Below are 15,333 nucleotides of genomic sequence, written 5' to 3'. Positions count from 1 at the left end.
CTTTCGCTGAGCGAAATCGCTAGCATGGATTTTTGACTTAAAAAGGACACGGCATGAGACGCAGTGTGTGGCACCGCCTGCAACAGCTGGCCAGCAGCCTGTTCCCCGCCAGCTACAGCTGGCCCGCCATGGATATCAGACTCGGAGACCGCCGTCTGCATCTGGCTGGCAGTATTCATATGGGCACGCGCGATATGCAACCGCTGCCGGCCGGCTTGCTGCGCCAGCTGCAGAAAGCCGATGCGCTGGTGGTGGAAGCGGATATTACCCGCGGCAGTTCACCGTTTAGTGAGGGTGAAGCGTATCCGCCGCTGGCAACGCGGCTGACGCCAGAGACGCTGCAGCAGCTGACGGCGCTGTGCGATGAGCTGTCACTGAACATCGCGCTGTTTGATAGCCTGCCGTTCTGGCAAATTGCGCTGATGCTGCAGGCGCAGCAGGCGCAGCGGCTGGGGCTGCGACCGCAGTACGGTATCGACTATCAGCTGCTGCAGGCAGCGCAGGCGGCAGGAAAACGCATTATTGAGCTGGAAGGGCCGGAAACGCAGATCGCGTTGCTGAAATCACTACCGCAGGATGGCCTGGCGCTGCTGCTGGATACGCTGGAACACTGGCACACCAACGCGCGACTGCTGCAAACCATGATCAGCTGGTGGCTGGATGCGCCGCCCGCCAGTCAGCCGGTGGCGCTGCCGACTACGTTCAGTAGTGAACTGAACGATACTCTGATGCGCAACCGTAATCAGCACTGGCGCGAGCTGCTGCTGGCGTTGCCGCGCGGGCGCTATGTGGTGGCGGTCGGTGCACTGCATCTGTACGGCGAAGACAATTTGCCGCAGCTGCTGAAGGCATAAAAAAAGAAGGCCAATATTGCTATCGGCCCGTCAAAGAGGAATTTGTTTATGATTTTGGTTATCGCCAGGGTGACTGGCGCCGGCCAATTTTCGCGCAAAGTTCAGATTTTCGCCAGTACTTTCACGCAAACCGAGATAAGAATTTTCGTAGCAAGGATTGATTATGACACCCGCCGTAAAACTGCTGGAAAAACAACAGGTCGCTTTTACCCTGCATCCCTACGAGCATGACAGCCATGAAACCCACTTCGGTGACGAGGCGGTGCGCAAGCTCAACCTGGATGCGCGCCAGGTGTTTAAAACCCTGCTGGTGGCGCTTAACGGTGATGGCAAAGCGCTGGCAGTGGCGGTGACGCCGGTCTCTTCACAGCTGGATTTGAAAAAAGTCGCCAAAGCGCTGGGGGCGAAGAAAGCCGACATGGCCGATCCGCAACTGGCGCAGCGCGTCACCGGCTATCTGGTGGGTGGCATCAGTCCGCTGGGGCAGAAAAAGCGACTGCCGACGGTGATCGATCAGCAGGCCAGCGAATTCCCGACCATCTTTATTTCCGGCGGCAAGCGCGGGCTGGATATCGAACTGGCCGCGCAGGATCTGGCACGGCTGCTGGATGCCACGCTGGCTGACGTGGCGCGCCGCGATTAATCAGGCTGCTGCGCGCACAGCTGGTCGATCATCCAGCGCCCGGCCGGGCCCGGCGGATTGCGCCGCGACCAGATGACATCCACTGCGATATGCTGCGGCCAGCCCGGCACCGGCAGCTCGCGCAAGACCTGATGACCAAACTGCTGCACCAGCCAGCGCGGCAGTACGCTCCAGCCAAACCCCTGCTCCGCCATCTCCAGTAACAACAGATAAGTTGGGGCCGACCAGGTGCGGCCCGCAGGCAGCGGCTGGCGGGTTTCCACCCAGGTATTGAGCCGCAGCTGACGCAATTCGCCCAGCTGCGCCTCGCTCACCTGCGAACGGGCTGCCAGCGGGTGATCCTGATGCAGGAAAATCGCCATTTGCGCTTCAACCTGCAGTCGCGCCACCGCCAGATCCGGCGGCAAACGCGGCTGGGCGCGCACCACGCCAAGATGTACGCGCCCGGCCTGCAGTAAATCCAGCACATCCTCATCTTCCGCAATCATGCATTCAAACTCGATATCCGGATAGCGTGCCTCAAAGCGCGTCAGCAGATTTTCATGGTGATCGGCCTGCCAGAAGTCGGAAATGGCCAGGCTGAGGCGCGGCTCAACGCCCTGCGACAGCCGCACCGCCAGTTCATCCAGCCGCTGGCTGGCAGCAAGAATTTGCTGCACCTGCGCCAGCGCGCGCTGGCCCTGAGCGGTCAGCACCGGCTGGCGACCGCTGCGGTCAAACAGCGCAAAGCCTAAGTCATCTTCGAGATTGGCCACCGCGCTACTGATGGTGGACTGACTTTTTGCCAGCGCACGCGCCGCTGCGGAAAACGAGCCGCTGGCGACGGTCTGGACAAATGCCTCAAGGGATTCTGGTGAGTACTTCATGCTGAACCATCGCTTTTATCGATAGGTAATCATTTTATCTTAGCATTGTGCAGTGAGAAAATGCGTGGCGTTACTCAAAAGGAGGTTTATATGCGTACCCGTTCACTGAAAGAACGTTTTTGTCATGCCGCAGGCTTTGAAGGGTTAGCGATCGTCACGGTTGCGCCGCTGGCCGCCTGGGTCATGGATAAACCGCTGTTTCAGATGGGCGCGCTGGCGATTATGCTGTCGACCGTCGCCATGCTGTGGAACATCATTTATAACAGCGGTTTTGACCGTCTCTGCCCGCCGCAGCGCCAGCGCGGTCTCGGCCTGCGCGCGCTGCATGCGCTCGGCTTTGAGGGCGGCTTTATCCTCATCGGCCTGCCGATTGCCGCGTGGATGTTGCATATTTCGCTGCTGGACGCTTTCCTGCTGGAAGTAGCGTTCTTTCTGTTCTTTCTGCCCTACACCATGGCTTACAACTGGGCATGGGATAAGCTGCGCCAGCGCTGGATGAGTCAGAAATCCTGCCGCGCCTGAAAAACCACGGGCGGCTGAAGTGCTGCCCGTTTTGTCACTCGTGCGCCGCGCGCGGCCAGATCCATGCCAGGATCATCTGCGGATAGCTGCGCTTCTTTTGCTTCTCCAGCGCTTTGTCGCGCTCCTCAACCTGCTGCGGTGTCAGGTGCACAATCTGCGGTGGCGCATAATCGGCGACGCGCAGCGGTGAGTGCTGACTGACATAGCTGCGCAGCACCTCGGCATCACGCAGGCCGCTGTTGCGGAAACCAGCATGGCCATCAATCACCGGGTAGCCGTCGCCGCCGCTGGCGTTAAAGCTGTTAGTGGCCATGCGATAGGTTTTATCCAGCTGCAGCGGCTCGCCATTGATTTTCACTGCGCTAACACTTTTGCCATCGGCCACCAGGCTGATGTTGCTGAACTGCGCGAAACCGCCGGAATCGGCTTTGATATTCGCCACCGTCGCCAGGTAGTTCAGCAGCTCTTCGCCCGTAAGCGTCACGGACACCACCTGATTGCCAAACGGCTGGATCTGCAACAGATCGCGCCAGCTGATCTCTCCTTGCGCCAGCGAGGTGCGAATACCGCCGCCGCTGATAACGGCAAAGTCGGCCTGAGTAGCCGCCATCTGCGCGCGCAGGATCAGCTGAGCCAGTGGCATTTGTTCAAAGCGCACCTTGCTGCGGTCGCCATCAAACACGCTGTCGCTGCGACCCACGTTGACCGCCAGCTGTTTGCCGGCGCGCAGCTGATACGGCGTCAGCAGCTTCATCATTGCGCCGTTCTGCGCTATCGCTTCCTGATACGGCAGCCAGGTTTCGCAGCCATCAAGGTTCTTTACCTTGTGCTTAAGGTTGACCGGAATCAGCTGATAGTTATCCAGCGTCAGCTCACCGTTGCGGAAGGTGAAATCGCCGCGACCGACAAATTTCCCCCACTCTTTTGCCTGCACGATCCACACGCCGTTCTGGCGATCCGGCTGGCACGGCTGTCCGGGCTGATAATCCGCCACGCTGACGTTCTCTTTTGCCATGCACACCGCATCGTGCGAATGCCCGCCGACGATCACATTAACCGTGCCCGGCGGCAGGCTGCGCGCCAGTTCCACATCACCCGGTGCGTTGCTGCCATGCTGCCCATCGTCGTAGTGGCCCATGTGCGTCAGCGCGATAATCACATCCGGCTTGTCGCTGGCGCGCAGTTCCGCCACCGCTTTTTCCGTCTCTTTCACCGGATCGCGAATCTCTATCTGCGCCACGTTTTGCGGATTGGCGATGCGCAGCGTATCAGTGGTGGTCAGGCCGATCACCGCAATTTTCAGCCCCATACGATTGAATATCGCCCATGGCTTAAACAGGCGCTTATCGCTGCCTTTGGCATAAATGTTGGCGGCAAGAAAAGGAAACTTCGCCCATTTCTGCTGCTTCTGCAGCACGCTGAGCGGTTTGTCGAATTCGTGGTTACCGAGTGCCATCGCGTCATAGCCGATGAGGTTCATGCCGCGAATGTCCGGCTCGGCGTTCAGCACATCCGATTCCGGCACGCCGGTGTTAACGTCGCCCGCCGACAGAATCAGCGCGCCGCCGCCCTTCGCCTGCACATCGTACCGCTGCTGATCCATCAGCGTTTTTTGCGCGGCCAGACCATATTCACCCTGCGCGTTGGCCCAGAAGTGGCCGTGATGATCGTTGGTGTGCAAAATGCTGAAGCGATAGCTGCGGTCCGGCTGCCACGCCTGCGCCAGCAGCGGCAACAGCAGCATAATCAGCGCCAGCCAGCGCCCTCTGTGCGGTGATAACAACAAAGCCGATCTCCTTATTCTGCGTTTTTTACCGGGCGGTGCGCCTGATGTGCTTTTTCGCCCTTCTGTGTCGCACAGTTCGCCCTTTAACTCAAGGCCAAAGGCGAATACAGTCATGCATGACGTAACAATCTGATAACGAAATTCCCACCCCTTCAGGATCTTTATGGCAAGTGAACAGACGTTAACCCCGACGCGGCGCACCGGGCGTACCGCTTTTGGCATTCTTGGTGCCATCAGTCTCGCGCATCTGCTGAACGATATGCTGCAATCGCTGTTACTGGCGATCTATCCGCTGCTGCAGAAAGATTTCAGCCTCAGCTTTGTGCAAATTGGTTTGATTACGCTGACGTATCAGGTTACGGCCTCATTATTACAACCGCTGATTGGCTATTACACCGACAAATATCCGAAACCCTGGTCACTGCCGGTCGGGATGGGGTTTACCCTGTTCGGTCTGGTGCTGCTGACCTTTGCCAGCACTTATCCGCAGGTGCTGCTGGCCGCAGCGCTGGTTGGCTGCGGCTCATCGGTGTTCCATCCGGAATCGTCGCGCGTGGCGCGTATGGCCTCCGGCGGCCGCCACGGGCTGGCTCAGTCGCTGTTTCAGGTCGGTGGTAACTTTGGCAGCGCACTCGGGCCGCTGCTGGCCGCCATCATCGTCGCGCCCTATGGCAAAGGCCATCTCAGCTGGTTCATGCTGGCCGCGCTGCTCGGCATCATTGTGCTGCTGCAGGTGAGCCGCTGGTACAGCCACCAGCAGCGCGCCACGCAGGCCAGCGCTGCCAGCAGGCCGCGTAACCCCCTGCCGCGCAATAAAGTGGCGCTGGCCATCGGCATTCTGCTGCTGCTGATATTCTCCAAGTACTTTTATCTCACCAGCCTGAGCAGCTATTACACCTTCTATCTGATGCACAAATTCGGGCTGTCCGTGCAGGCCTCGCAGTTCCATCTGTTTGCCTTTCTCGGCGCGGTCGCCGCCGGCACCATTATCGGTGGACCGATAGGCGATAAAATCGGGCGGAAATATGTCATCTGGGGATCGATTCTCGGCGTGGCGCCGTTTACCCTGCTGTTACCGCACGCCAGCCTGATGTGGACCAGCGTGCTGAGCGTAATTATTGGCCTGATCCTGGCCTCGGCGTTTTCCGCCATTCTGGTCTATGCCCAGGAGCTGCTGCCCGGGCGCATCGGCATGGTTTCCGGACTGTTTTTCGGTTTTGCTTTTGGCATGGGTGGCCTCGGCGCGGCGGTCCTGGGCGTGGTCGCCGATCACACCAGTATCGAATGGGTGTATCAAATCTGCGCCTGGCTGCCACTTATTGGCCTGTTGACCGCTTTCTTACCTGATCAGCAGCAGCGCTGAGCCCTTTCGGGGGGCAACTATTTTTCTCTGCCCCCCTCCATTCTGCATAAATCCTGCCGATATGCTGAGATAACTGAGGAAAATAGCGCTTCGGCTGCGTTTTTGTCTCATTTTTTCAATTTTTTCGTCTTTCACCGCTCAAATGTTTAAACGCGGCGAACGATTGTGCATTACACTAGGTTGTTACAAGCGGATACATTTGCACACAAGGAGACAGGCATGCATCACACTACCCCGTTGATCACCACCATTGTCGGAGGTCTGGTCCTCGCATTTCTCCTTGGTATGCTGGCGAATCGCCTGCGCATCTCGCCGCTGGTCGGCTATCTGCTGGCCGGCGTGCTGGCGGGTCCTTTTACCCCGGGCTTCGTCGCGGATACCAATCTGGCCCCCGAACTGGCTGAACTCGGCGTCATTCTGCTGATGTTCGGCGTCGGTCTGCACTTCTCGCTTAAGGATTTGATGTCGGTAAAGTCGATTGCCATTCCCGGTGCCATCGCGCAGATCGCGGTCGCCACGCTGCTGGGAATGGGTCTGTCATGGGCGATGGGCTGGTCATGGATGACCGGCCTGGTGTTTGGCCTGTGTCTCTCTACCGCCAGTACCGTGGTGCTGCTGCGCGCGCTGGAAGAGCGTCAACTGATTGATAGCCAGCGCGGGCAGATCGCCATCGGCTGGCTGATCGTCGAAGACCTGGTGATGGTGCTGACGCTGGTGCTGCTGCCGGCCATCGCCGGCATGCTGGAGCAGGGAAATGCCAGCCCGACGCTGCTGGCGTGGGACCTGTTACTGACCATCGGCAAAGTCGCTGCCTTTATGGTGCTGATGATGGTGGTCGGCCGCCGCGTGGTGCCGTGGATTCTGGCCAAAAGCGCCGCCACCGGTTCACGCGAGCTGTTTACGCTGTCGGTACTGGCGCTGGCGCTGGGTATCGCGTTTGGCGCGGTGGAATTCTTTGATGTTTCCTTTGCCCTCGGCGCCTTTTTTGCCGGCATGGTGCTGAATGAATCAGAGCTCAGCCACCGGGCGGCACACGACACGCTGCCGCTGCGCGATGCGTTTGCCGTGCTGTTTTTTGTCTCGGTCGGCATGCTGTTCGATCCGATGATCCTGCTGGAGCAGCCGCTGGCGGTGCTGGGTGCGCTGGCCATTATCGTGCTGGGCAAATCGATTGCCGCCTGGCTGCTGGTCACGCTGCTCGGCCACTCACGGCGCACCGCGCTGACCATCTCCGTCAGCCTGGCGCAGATTGGCGAATTCGCTTTTATCCTCGCCGGACTGGGGATTTCGCTCGGTATGCTGAGCGATGAAGGTCGCAACCTGGTGCTGGCGGCGGCGATTCTCTCCATCATGCTTAACCCGATTCTGTTTACCGTGCTGGAGCGTTACCTCGATAAAACCGAGACCATGGAAGAGCAGACGCTGGAAGAGGCAATTGAAGAAGAGAAGCAGATTCCGGTGGATATCTGCAATCATGCGGTGATTGTGGGTTATGGCCGCGTCGGCAGCCTGCTGGGACAGCAGCTGATGGAAGCTGATGTGCCGCTGGTGGTGGTGGAGAATTCGCGCCCGCGCGTCGAAGCGCTGCGCGAACAGGGCATCAAAGCCGTGCTGGGCAACGCGGCGCGAGTCGATACCATGGATTTAGCGCGTCTTGACTGCGCGCGCTGGCTGCTGCTGACCATCCCCAACGGCTATGAAGCCGGGGAAATTGTTACCGCCGCGCGCGAAAAGCGGGCAGATATTGAGATTATCGCCCGGGCGCATTACGACGACGAAGTGGCCTATATCATGGAGCGTGGCGCCAATCGCGTGGTAATGGGCGAGCGGGAGATTGCCAACAGCATGTTGCATGTATTGCAGGAAGAGATCGCGCAAAACCCGATTGTGCGCGAGTGCCCGATTTAAGACGTTATTAATTTGCCAGGTCGCCATGAATGGCGACCCTACCATAGGGTGCGCCGCCATGGAGACCCATGTAGGGTGCGCATTCATGCGCACCGTTTCGCAAAGCGCAGATATCCATCACGCATTCATGCGCATCGTTTCGCACAGCGCAGATATCCATCACACATTCATGCGCACCGCTTTACACAGCGCAGTCATCCATGACGGATCGCTGGTCAACCCGCCGTTATTACCTGTCCCAGTAAGACTCTTCTAAACTGTCTTCCCGCTCCGGCAGTCCGCGCGTCAGACGCGGTGAGTGCTGGTTCAGCACCTGATAACTAACGCGGTTGGCATATTTACACACCTGCGCCAGCGACGAGTAGGTCAGGTATTCGCGGGCGTGTTTGCTGGAGTTTGGCACTTTTTGACGGTGGAAATTGTTGGCGGTAATATCGTGCAGCAGCGCCGCCAGCGCGCCATCACCGGCACCGTTGGTGTTCATGATCTTCTCCGGACCGCCCATGTAAGGCGCAATGTGCGAGAAGATCCGCAGCGGCTGCTGGCAATCCTGATGGCGCATGGCGCGGCTGAACTCATACTGGTTGAACTCGGCAATCGCCCCCGGCAACAGCGGATGATTGGTTTTGCGCTTAAACGCCTCTTCGGTGAACCCGGCCATATACAGCCCGGTCGGTCCGGCGGTGCACAGCACCAGATCGACCCAGTCCAGCGCCATGTTGGAGGCCAGCAGCGGATCCGCTTCGCCGGTCAGCGCGAACGCTTCCTCTTCATTCATCGCCACAATCGAGACGTGTTCGCGCAGGAAATCGCGCCAGAACTGCGGGTTATCCTGAATCACATATTTGGTACCCAGCGTCAGCACCACCGGTACATTGTGCTTTTTGGCGAACTCAATGGCCCGCAGCGTCGCGTCCGGCATCGGTTCGCCCGGCTGACAGCGCACCAGGTAGGATGTCAGCACCAGCGCCGACGCACCGGCAATCACCTCTTCCGGAATACTGGCGGCCTGCAGCTGGTTCATCAGGCCAGGGCTGATAGCAAAGGTGCGCTCGCCCTGCTCGCCGATCAGGGTAAAGCAGCGGCCAATGGCGCCATCGACGCCCTGCAGGAAGTTAAGGTCCATGCGGCTGGAGGTATTGCACAGGTAGCGATAGGCGTAACCGCCAATCTGGATGTTGTTACACATCACGCCGAGCAGCACCGAACGGTCATCAGCCAGCACCGAGTAGTTGTGCAGCGTATTACCGATGGTGCCGCCGGCAAACTGGTGGCTAATCAGCTGCTCGCGCATCAGCTCGTTGTACAGCGCTTCGGCGGTCGCATCGTCGATCACCAGCGAATGACCCGCGCTCAGACCATAGCGCTGCAGGAAGTCGTCATCGACTTTGGCTTCGATATCCACCAGCGTCTGGTCGATACCCACCACCCAGCTGCCCTCTTCCTGCTCCTGCTGGGAAGCCTGCAGCAGCGGATCGCGCGCGTTGACGGGGAAATAGTGTTTGGATTTGCGTTTGCCGGGAAATTTCATGAAAGCTGCCGTCAGGGAAAATCAGGCAGAGAATGATATCACATTCTCTGCCGCACCCTTAGCGGCGCGCTTGTACCAGCTGCACCATCATCTCGATGTGCTCATCATCCGCATTAAGCGCCGGAATGTATTCAAATTTCTCGCCGCCAGCGTGCAGGAAGATTTCGCAGTTTTCGCCGCTGATCTCCTCCAGCGTCTCGAGGCAGTCCGCCGCAAAGCCCGGACTCATCACCTGCACATGTTTGATCCCTTTGGCCGGCAGGCTTTTCATGGTCTCATCCGTGTACGGCATCAGCCACGGCTCGCGGCCAAAGCGCGACTGGAAGGTCATCATGATTTTATGCGGCGCAATGCCGAGCGCGGCGGCCAGGGCATCGGTGGTGTCTTTACAGCGCAGCGGATAATCGTCGCCTTCATTGGCGAAGCGCTGCGGAATGCCGTGGTAAGAGAGCACCAGCAGATCCGGCTCGCCGTGTTGGGCAAACGAGCGCTCTACCGAGGCCTTCAGCGCGGCGATATAGGCCGGATGTTCGGCGTAATCGCGGATAAACGCCACTTCCGGCAGGGAACGCAGCGGTTTAAAGCTGGCCGCCAGGCCATCCCACACTGCCGCCACGGTGGAGCAGGAGAACTGCGGATAGAGCGGCAGCACGATGAATTTGGTGACACCCTGCGCCAGCAGACGCTCAACCGCACCGTTGAGGCTCGGCTGGCCGTAACTCATGCCCAGCTCTACCGGCATATCGAGCCGCTGCGCCAGCGCGGCACGCTGCCGTTTGCTGAACACCATCAGCGGGGAACCTTCGTCCATCCACACCGATGCGTACAGCTTCGAGACGCGCGGCGAGCGGAACGGCAGAATGATGAAATTGAGAATCGGCCACCACAGCCAGCGCGGCGTATCCACCACGCGCGGATCGCCGAGGAACTGTTTCAGATAGCGTTTCACCGCCGCGGTGGTCGGTGCGTCTGGTGTACCTAAGTTAACCAGTAAAACCCCAGGCTTATCTTGCCTCATTGTATTTCCTTGATGTCGCAGACAATGGTTCTGAATCGGGGGAAATTGTAGCGGAAAAAGCGGAGGGGGAAAGCAATTGCTGCAAAAGGGCCGGACAACCGGCCCTGGTCACCACTTAGCCGAGGATATCGGCCAGCTGTGCACTCACTTCGGTCACCTGGCGGGTGCCGTCGATTTTGTGGTATTCGGTGTTACCGGCTTCGGCTTCTTTGCTGTAGTAAGCAATCAGCGGCGCGGTCAGCTGATGGTATTCCACCAGACGCTTACGCACAGTCTCTTCCTGGTCGTCTTTACGCGTAGTCAGCTCTTCGCCGGTCACGTCATCTTTACCTTCCACTTTTGGCGGATTGTATTTGATGTGGTAAACGCGGCCTGACGGCGCATGCACGCGGCGGCCGACAATGCGATCGACAATAAGCTCGTCCGGTACGGCGAACTCGAGCACGTAATCCACCTTGATGCCCGCCTCTTTCATGGCGTCAGCCTGCGGAATGGTGCGTGGGAAACCATCGAGCAGGAAGCCGTTTTTGCAGTCTTCCTGCGCGATACGCTCTTTAACCAGCGCAATCACCAGTTCGTCCGTTACCAGTTTACCGGCATCCATGATGGCTTTCGCCTGCTGGCCCAATTCGGTGCCGGCTTTGACAGCCGCACGCAACATGTCGCCCGTGGAGATCTGCGGAATACCGTATTTCTCCATGATGAATTGAGCCTGAGTGCCCTTACCTGCGCCCGGTGCCCCGAGCAGAATAATACGCATTGCGTAATTCCCCTTGCGAATCGCATTGATCAATCTGAGAAGGCCAAGAACATACCATTATGACCCGCACACCACAAGGCAACGGGCCCCCGGGCGCTGAAAGGCCTACTTTGACCTGCTTTAGCGCGGTGCGCCAGTAGCAGGCACGTTTTTAAGAATTTCGGCTGTCTCTGAGCACCTCGCGCAGCCGTTTTTTTAGCGCAGCGGTGACGTTCTGCGGCTTATTGCCGTTGCCGCGCACGCTGACCGGCAAAAACAGGCGATGCGGCGCGGGCAGCAGCTGCATATCCGCGGGCAACGCTGGCAGCGCACTGCCGGGCGGCAAGGGCAGCAGCGCAAACGGCAGGCCGGGCTGGTGAATCGACTGTAGCGTGAACGGCGTATCCAGCGTCAGGCTGTCGACACTGGCAACGTTGAAGGGCTGCCAGTCGTCCTGCGCCATGTACTCCAGCGCGCGTTCCGGCGCGTCACCCAGCGCCAGTCCCTGTTCGAACAGCCGCAGTTCACTGCGCACCAGCGTACTAAAATCATGAGTACGCAGCGCAATCAGCACCAGATCGTCGCTCAGCATCGCATGCTGATTCAGCTGGGTGACAAACAGTCGCGCCTCGCTGATAAGTCGTTTATGCAACACGCTGGCGAAGGAGCCGGACGCGTGCGTCACGCCCTGGCTCTGGCAGGCACTCAGATTGCGCACCCGGCCCTGCTGCATATCGACGTGATCGACCAGCGCGATATTGCCCGCCATCATCGGCAGGGCCGGCAGCACGCTGAGTTCGCTGACCGGATATTGCGCGGCGTAGCGCGTCTGATTGCGCGCCTGCTCCTGGCGCAGAAACAGTTGCGAGAGCAGCACGCGCGCGATGTGCAGTGAGGGGGCAAAAAACAGATCGTAATTTTCCAGCCGATAGTGACGGGACAGCAAGCCGCGCAGCCGATCGCGCGCCGCCGCCCTGGCAGTAGCCTGTTGTGAAGTCATCACGTGACATTTCTCTTGGTTATTCTGCTGTGTGAAGCTGGCGCTGGCAGCGGACATCGCCGCTGCTGTACACAGCGAAGCCGGTCCGTCAACCCGCCAGATTAAGCAGGAAAGGTTAGGTTAATGCGGCTGGACATTAAAATGATATAAACTGACAATCCCTGTTAGGTTTTTACACAGGGGATGAGTATGACCGCGCTTCCGTCGTTACGTGCACTGCACTATTTTCATCAGGCGGCGCTGCATTGCAGCTTTAGCGTCGCGGCCGAATGTCTCCATGTCACCCACAGCGCCATCAGCCATCAGATTCGCCAGCTGGAGAGCTGGATGGGCAAACCCCTGTTCATCCGCACTAACGGACGCGTGCGCTTAACCTCTCACGGCGAACGTCTGCTGGTGAGCTGCCAGAAAGCCTTTAGCGAACTCTCTACCACCTGCGTAAGTATTCGCACCGGGATGCGCAATCATCTGAGCGTTGCCTGTACCCCGAGTTTTTTATCCCAGTGGCTGATTCCGCGTATCAGCAGCTTTTACCAGCGCTATCCCGATATTGAAGTGCAATTCCAGCCGCAGGGCGATATTGCTCAGCTGCGCAGCGAACACACCGATGTGCTGATCCTCAGTTATGAACAGGCGCCGGACGACGACATAGATGCCTCGCTCATCAGCGATGATTACGTCGGCCCGCTGTGCGCCCCACAGTACGCGGCGCGTTTTCACAGCGAGCAGGATCTGGCGTCGCTGCCGCTTTTGCATGCCGATACCCGCCTGCAGGCCTGGGCCGAATGGGCGAAGATCAGCGGCGTGCGCGGTAATTTTTGGCTGGGCAAACATTTCGATAATCTGACGCTGGCGATTCAGGCCGCGAGAAACGGGCTGGGCGTGATTGTGGCGCCGCGTCTGCTGGTGCGTCAGGAGCTGAACGACGGCACGCTGATTGCGCCGCTGGGGTTTGTGCGCGCCGACCGTGCCACCTGGATGATGACCAAGCGGTCACGCCAGCACGATGCGGAGATTACGTTGTTCCGGGATTGGTTGCGGGATGAAGCGCTGAAGTAAGCAAGGGCGGCATAAATAAAATAAGGTCGTCATTAATGACGACCCTACAGAGAGTGGACAGTTGTCGAATCGGTGCCTGGTAACCGGCAGGGTCGGCATTCATGCCGACCGTTCCGATTACCGCACCGCGTTACGCCGTCAGCAACTGATTCATGCGGCGGATAAACTGGTTAGGATCGTCCAGCGTGCCGCGCTCGGCCAGCAGCGCCTGATCCAGCAGCAGCTCAACCCACTCCGCAAAACGCGCTTCATCCTGGGTATCAGCTACGCGTTTCACCAGCGTATGCTCCGGGTTGATCTCAAAGATATACTTCACTTCCGGCACATCCTGACCGGCTGCGGCGAACAGCTTCGCCATCTGCGTGGTCATTTCGTTGGCGTCGGTGGTGACAATCGCCGGCGTGTCGGTGAGGCGATGGGTCAGGCGCACCTCTTTGACGCGCTCGCCCAGCAGGGTTTTCACGCGATCAACAAACGGCTCCAGCGCTTTTTCCGCTTCCTTCTGCGCTTCCGTCTCTTCGTCCGCCAGCTTGCTCAGCGACTCATCCGCTTTGCTCACCGACTGGAACGCTTTGCCATCGAACTCCGTCAGGTAGCTCATCATCCACTCGTCGATACGATCGGACAGCAGCAGGACCTCGATGCCTTTCTTACGGAACAGCTCCAGATGCGGGCTGCTTTTCGCGGCGGCATAGCTGTCGGCAGTGATGTAGTAAATCTTCTCCTGCCCTTCAACCATGCGGCTGACGTAATCTTCCAGCGAAACGGTCTGCGCCGCGCCTTCGCTCTGGGTAGTGGCGAAACGCAGCAGTTTAGCAATCGCCTCCTGGTTGGCATGATCTTCCGCCGGGCCCTCTTTCAGCACCAGACCGAACTCTTTCCAGAACTGCTGATATTTCTCTGCGTCGTCTTTAGCCAGTTTTTCCAGCATCTGCAGGCTGCGTTTGGTCAGCGCGGCGCGCAGGCTCTGCGTGACGCGGCTGTCCTGCAGGATCTCACGGGAGACGTTGAGCGGCAAATCGCTGGAATCTATCAGGCCACGCACAAAGCGCAGGTAGTTGGGCATAAACTGTTCCGCGTCATCCATGATGAAGACGCGCTGCACGTACAGCTTCAGACCGTGCTTGCTGTCGCGGTTCCACATGTCGAACGGCGCACGCGACGGGATGTACAGCAGGCTGGTGTACTCCTGCTTACCTTCGACGCGGTTGTGGCTCCAGATGGCCGGGTCGCTGAAATCATGGGCGATGTGTTTGTAGAACTCGTTGTACTCTTCGTCGCTGATTTCGCCTTTGTTGCGCGTCCACAGCGCCTGGGCTTTGTTGATCTTCTCCCAGGTGACGGTATCGTTCTCTTCGTCTTTGGTCTCGATCTCCACCGGCAGCGCGATGTGATCGGAATATTTGCTGATCACGTTGCGCACGCGCCACGCGTCGAGGAAGTCATCTTCACCTTCACGGAAGTGCAGCGTAATTTCGGTGCCGCGATCGGCTTTCTCAATCTCCGCCAGCGTATACTCGCCTTCGCCGGCGGATTCCCAGAACACGCCTTCGTCGGCTTTGGCGCCCGCGGCACGGGTGCGTACCGTCACTTTGTCAGCCACGATAAACGCCGAGTAGAAACCGACACCGAACTGGCCGATCAGCTGGCTGTCTTTTGCCTGATCGGAACCCATCGATTCCAGAAACGCTTTGGTACCGGATTTCGCGATGGTGCCGAGGTTTTCAATCACCTCATCACGGCGCATACCGATGCCGTTATCGCTCAGCGTCAGCGTGCGTTTTTCCTTGTCGACCGAGATACGCACGCGCAGGTCGCCATCGCCTTCATACAGATCCGGCGTCGACAGTGCGCGGAAGCGCAGCTTGTCAGCCGCATCGGAGGCGTTGGAGATCAGTTCACGCAGGAAAATCTCTTTGTTTGAATAGAGGGAATGGATCATCAGGTGCAGAAGTTGTTTTACCTCTGACTGGAAGCCACGCGTCTCTTGTCCTTTCATGGTCATTGCTACCTCAACAGAATCGGGGTTGATCAATTGTTGAGA

The 15,333-nt window shown here is 58.7% G+C and carries 13 protein-coding genes; 6 read left to right on the top strand and 7 right to left on the bottom strand.

Translation table 11 applies throughout. The features are described from left to right. Positions 1-53 precede the first annotated feature (53 nt). Both KOL70_RS01045 and ybaK read left to right on the top strand, forming a co-directional pair. The gene (locus tag KOL70_RS01045) at positions 54-854 is read left to right on the top strand and encodes a TraB/GumN family protein (protein WP_021508644.1); all 801 of its coding nucleotides are present in this window, start codon (positions 54-56) and stop codon (positions 852-854) included. Between the two features lie 163 nt (positions 855-1,017). Beyond that, positions 1,018-1,497, top strand: coding sequence for a Cys-tRNA(Pro)/Cys-tRNA(Cys) deacylase YbaK (gene ybaK / locus KOL70_RS01040; RefSeq protein ID WP_021508645.1), 480 nt, complete (start codon positions 1,018-1,020; stop codon positions 1,495-1,497). On the opposite strand, the gene KOL70_RS01035 is transcribed toward ybaK, so the two are convergent. Further along, entirely contained in the window at positions 1,494-2,363 is an 870-nt protein-coding gene (locus KOL70_RS01035) for a LysR family transcriptional regulator (protein WP_021508646.1), read from the bottom strand. The genes ybaK and KOL70_RS01035 overlap by 4 nt on opposite strands. Before the next feature lie 90 nt (positions 2,364-2,453). Between KOL70_RS01035 and KOL70_RS01030 the strand changes: the two genes are divergently transcribed. Continuing rightward, positions 2,454-2,885: a multidrug/biocide efflux PACE transporter gene (locus tag KOL70_RS01030; protein ID WP_166719932.1), complete on the top strand. Its 432-nt coding sequence runs from the start codon at positions 2,454-2,456 to the stop codon at positions 2,883-2,885. Between the two features lie 34 nt (positions 2,886-2,919). On the opposite strand, the gene ushA is transcribed toward KOL70_RS01030, so the two are convergent. Beyond that, entirely contained in the window at positions 2,920-4,671 is a 1,752-nt protein-coding gene (gene ushA, locus KOL70_RS01025) for a bifunctional UDP-sugar hydrolase/5'-nucleotidase UshA (RefSeq protein WP_215480091.1), read from the bottom strand. 163 nt (positions 4,672-4,834) lie between these two features. Here ushA and KOL70_RS01020 point away from each other — a divergent pair, with 163 nt between their 5' ends. Next, the gene (locus KOL70_RS01020) at positions 4,835-6,034 is read left to right on the top strand and encodes an MFS transporter (protein ID WP_058769404.1); all 1,200 of its coding nucleotides are present in this window, start codon (positions 4,835-4,837) and stop codon (positions 6,032-6,034) included. A 219-nt stretch (positions 6,035-6,253) separates the two neighbouring features. After that, a complete protein-coding gene (gene ybaL / locus KOL70_RS01015; RefSeq protein ID WP_021508650.1) occupies positions 6,254-7,942 on the top strand; it encodes a YbaL family putative K(+) efflux transporter in 1,689 nt (562 codons plus the stop codon). Between the two features lie 229 nt (positions 7,943-8,171). On the opposite strand, the gene KOL70_RS01010 is transcribed toward ybaL, so the two are convergent. The 4 genes from KOL70_RS01010 to KOL70_RS00995 all read right to left on the bottom strand — a co-directional run bounded on the left by KOL70_RS01010 (position 8,172) and on the right by KOL70_RS00995 (position 12,230). Beyond that, positions 8,172-9,473 (bottom strand): inosine/guanosine kinase, encoded by a 1,302-nt coding sequence (locus KOL70_RS01010; RefSeq protein WP_104189087.1) that lies wholly within the window; start codon positions 9,471-9,473, stop codon positions 8,172-8,174. A gap of 58 nt (positions 9,474-9,531) precedes the next feature. Beyond that, entirely contained in the window at positions 9,532-10,491 is a 960-nt protein-coding gene (hemH, locus tag KOL70_RS01005) for a ferrochelatase (RefSeq protein WP_021507223.1), read from the bottom strand. A gap of 115 nt (positions 10,492-10,606) precedes the next feature. Further along, positions 10,607-11,251 carry an adenylate kinase gene (adk, locus tag KOL70_RS01000; RefSeq protein ID WP_021507222.1) on the bottom strand — a complete coding sequence of 215 codons (645 nt, stop codon included), beginning with the start codon at positions 11,249-11,251 and terminating at the stop codon, positions 10,607-10,609. A 151-nt stretch (positions 11,252-11,402) separates the two neighbouring features. Continuing rightward, positions 11,403-12,230, bottom strand: coding sequence for a DUF6024 family protein (locus tag KOL70_RS00995; protein ID WP_058775440.1), 828 nt, complete (start codon positions 12,228-12,230; stop codon positions 11,403-11,405). 189 nt (positions 12,231-12,419) lie between these two features. Between KOL70_RS00995 and KOL70_RS00990 the strand changes: the two genes are divergently transcribed. Then, positions 12,420-13,289 carry a LysR substrate-binding domain-containing protein gene (locus tag KOL70_RS00990; protein ID WP_021507220.1) on the top strand — a complete coding sequence of 290 codons (870 nt, stop codon included), beginning with the start codon at positions 12,420-12,422 and terminating at the stop codon, positions 13,287-13,289. Positions 13,290-13,419: 130 nt separating this feature from the next. Here the strand turns inward: KOL70_RS00990 and htpG are convergent, their stop codons facing one another. Further along, entirely contained in the window at positions 13,420-15,288 is a 1,869-nt protein-coding gene (gene htpG, locus KOL70_RS00985) for a molecular chaperone HtpG (protein ID WP_185749251.1), read from the bottom strand. Positions 15,289-15,333 lie beyond the last annotated feature (45 nt).

This window comes from Pantoea sp. B270 (assembly GCF_018726825.1).
Classification (GTDB): domain Bacteria; phylum Pseudomonadota; class Gammaproteobacteria; order Enterobacterales; family Enterobacteriaceae; genus Pantoea; species Pantoea dispersa.
The sequence above is the reverse complement of the archived record's forward strand: the minus strand, read 5'-3'. Positions and strand labels throughout refer to the sequence as shown.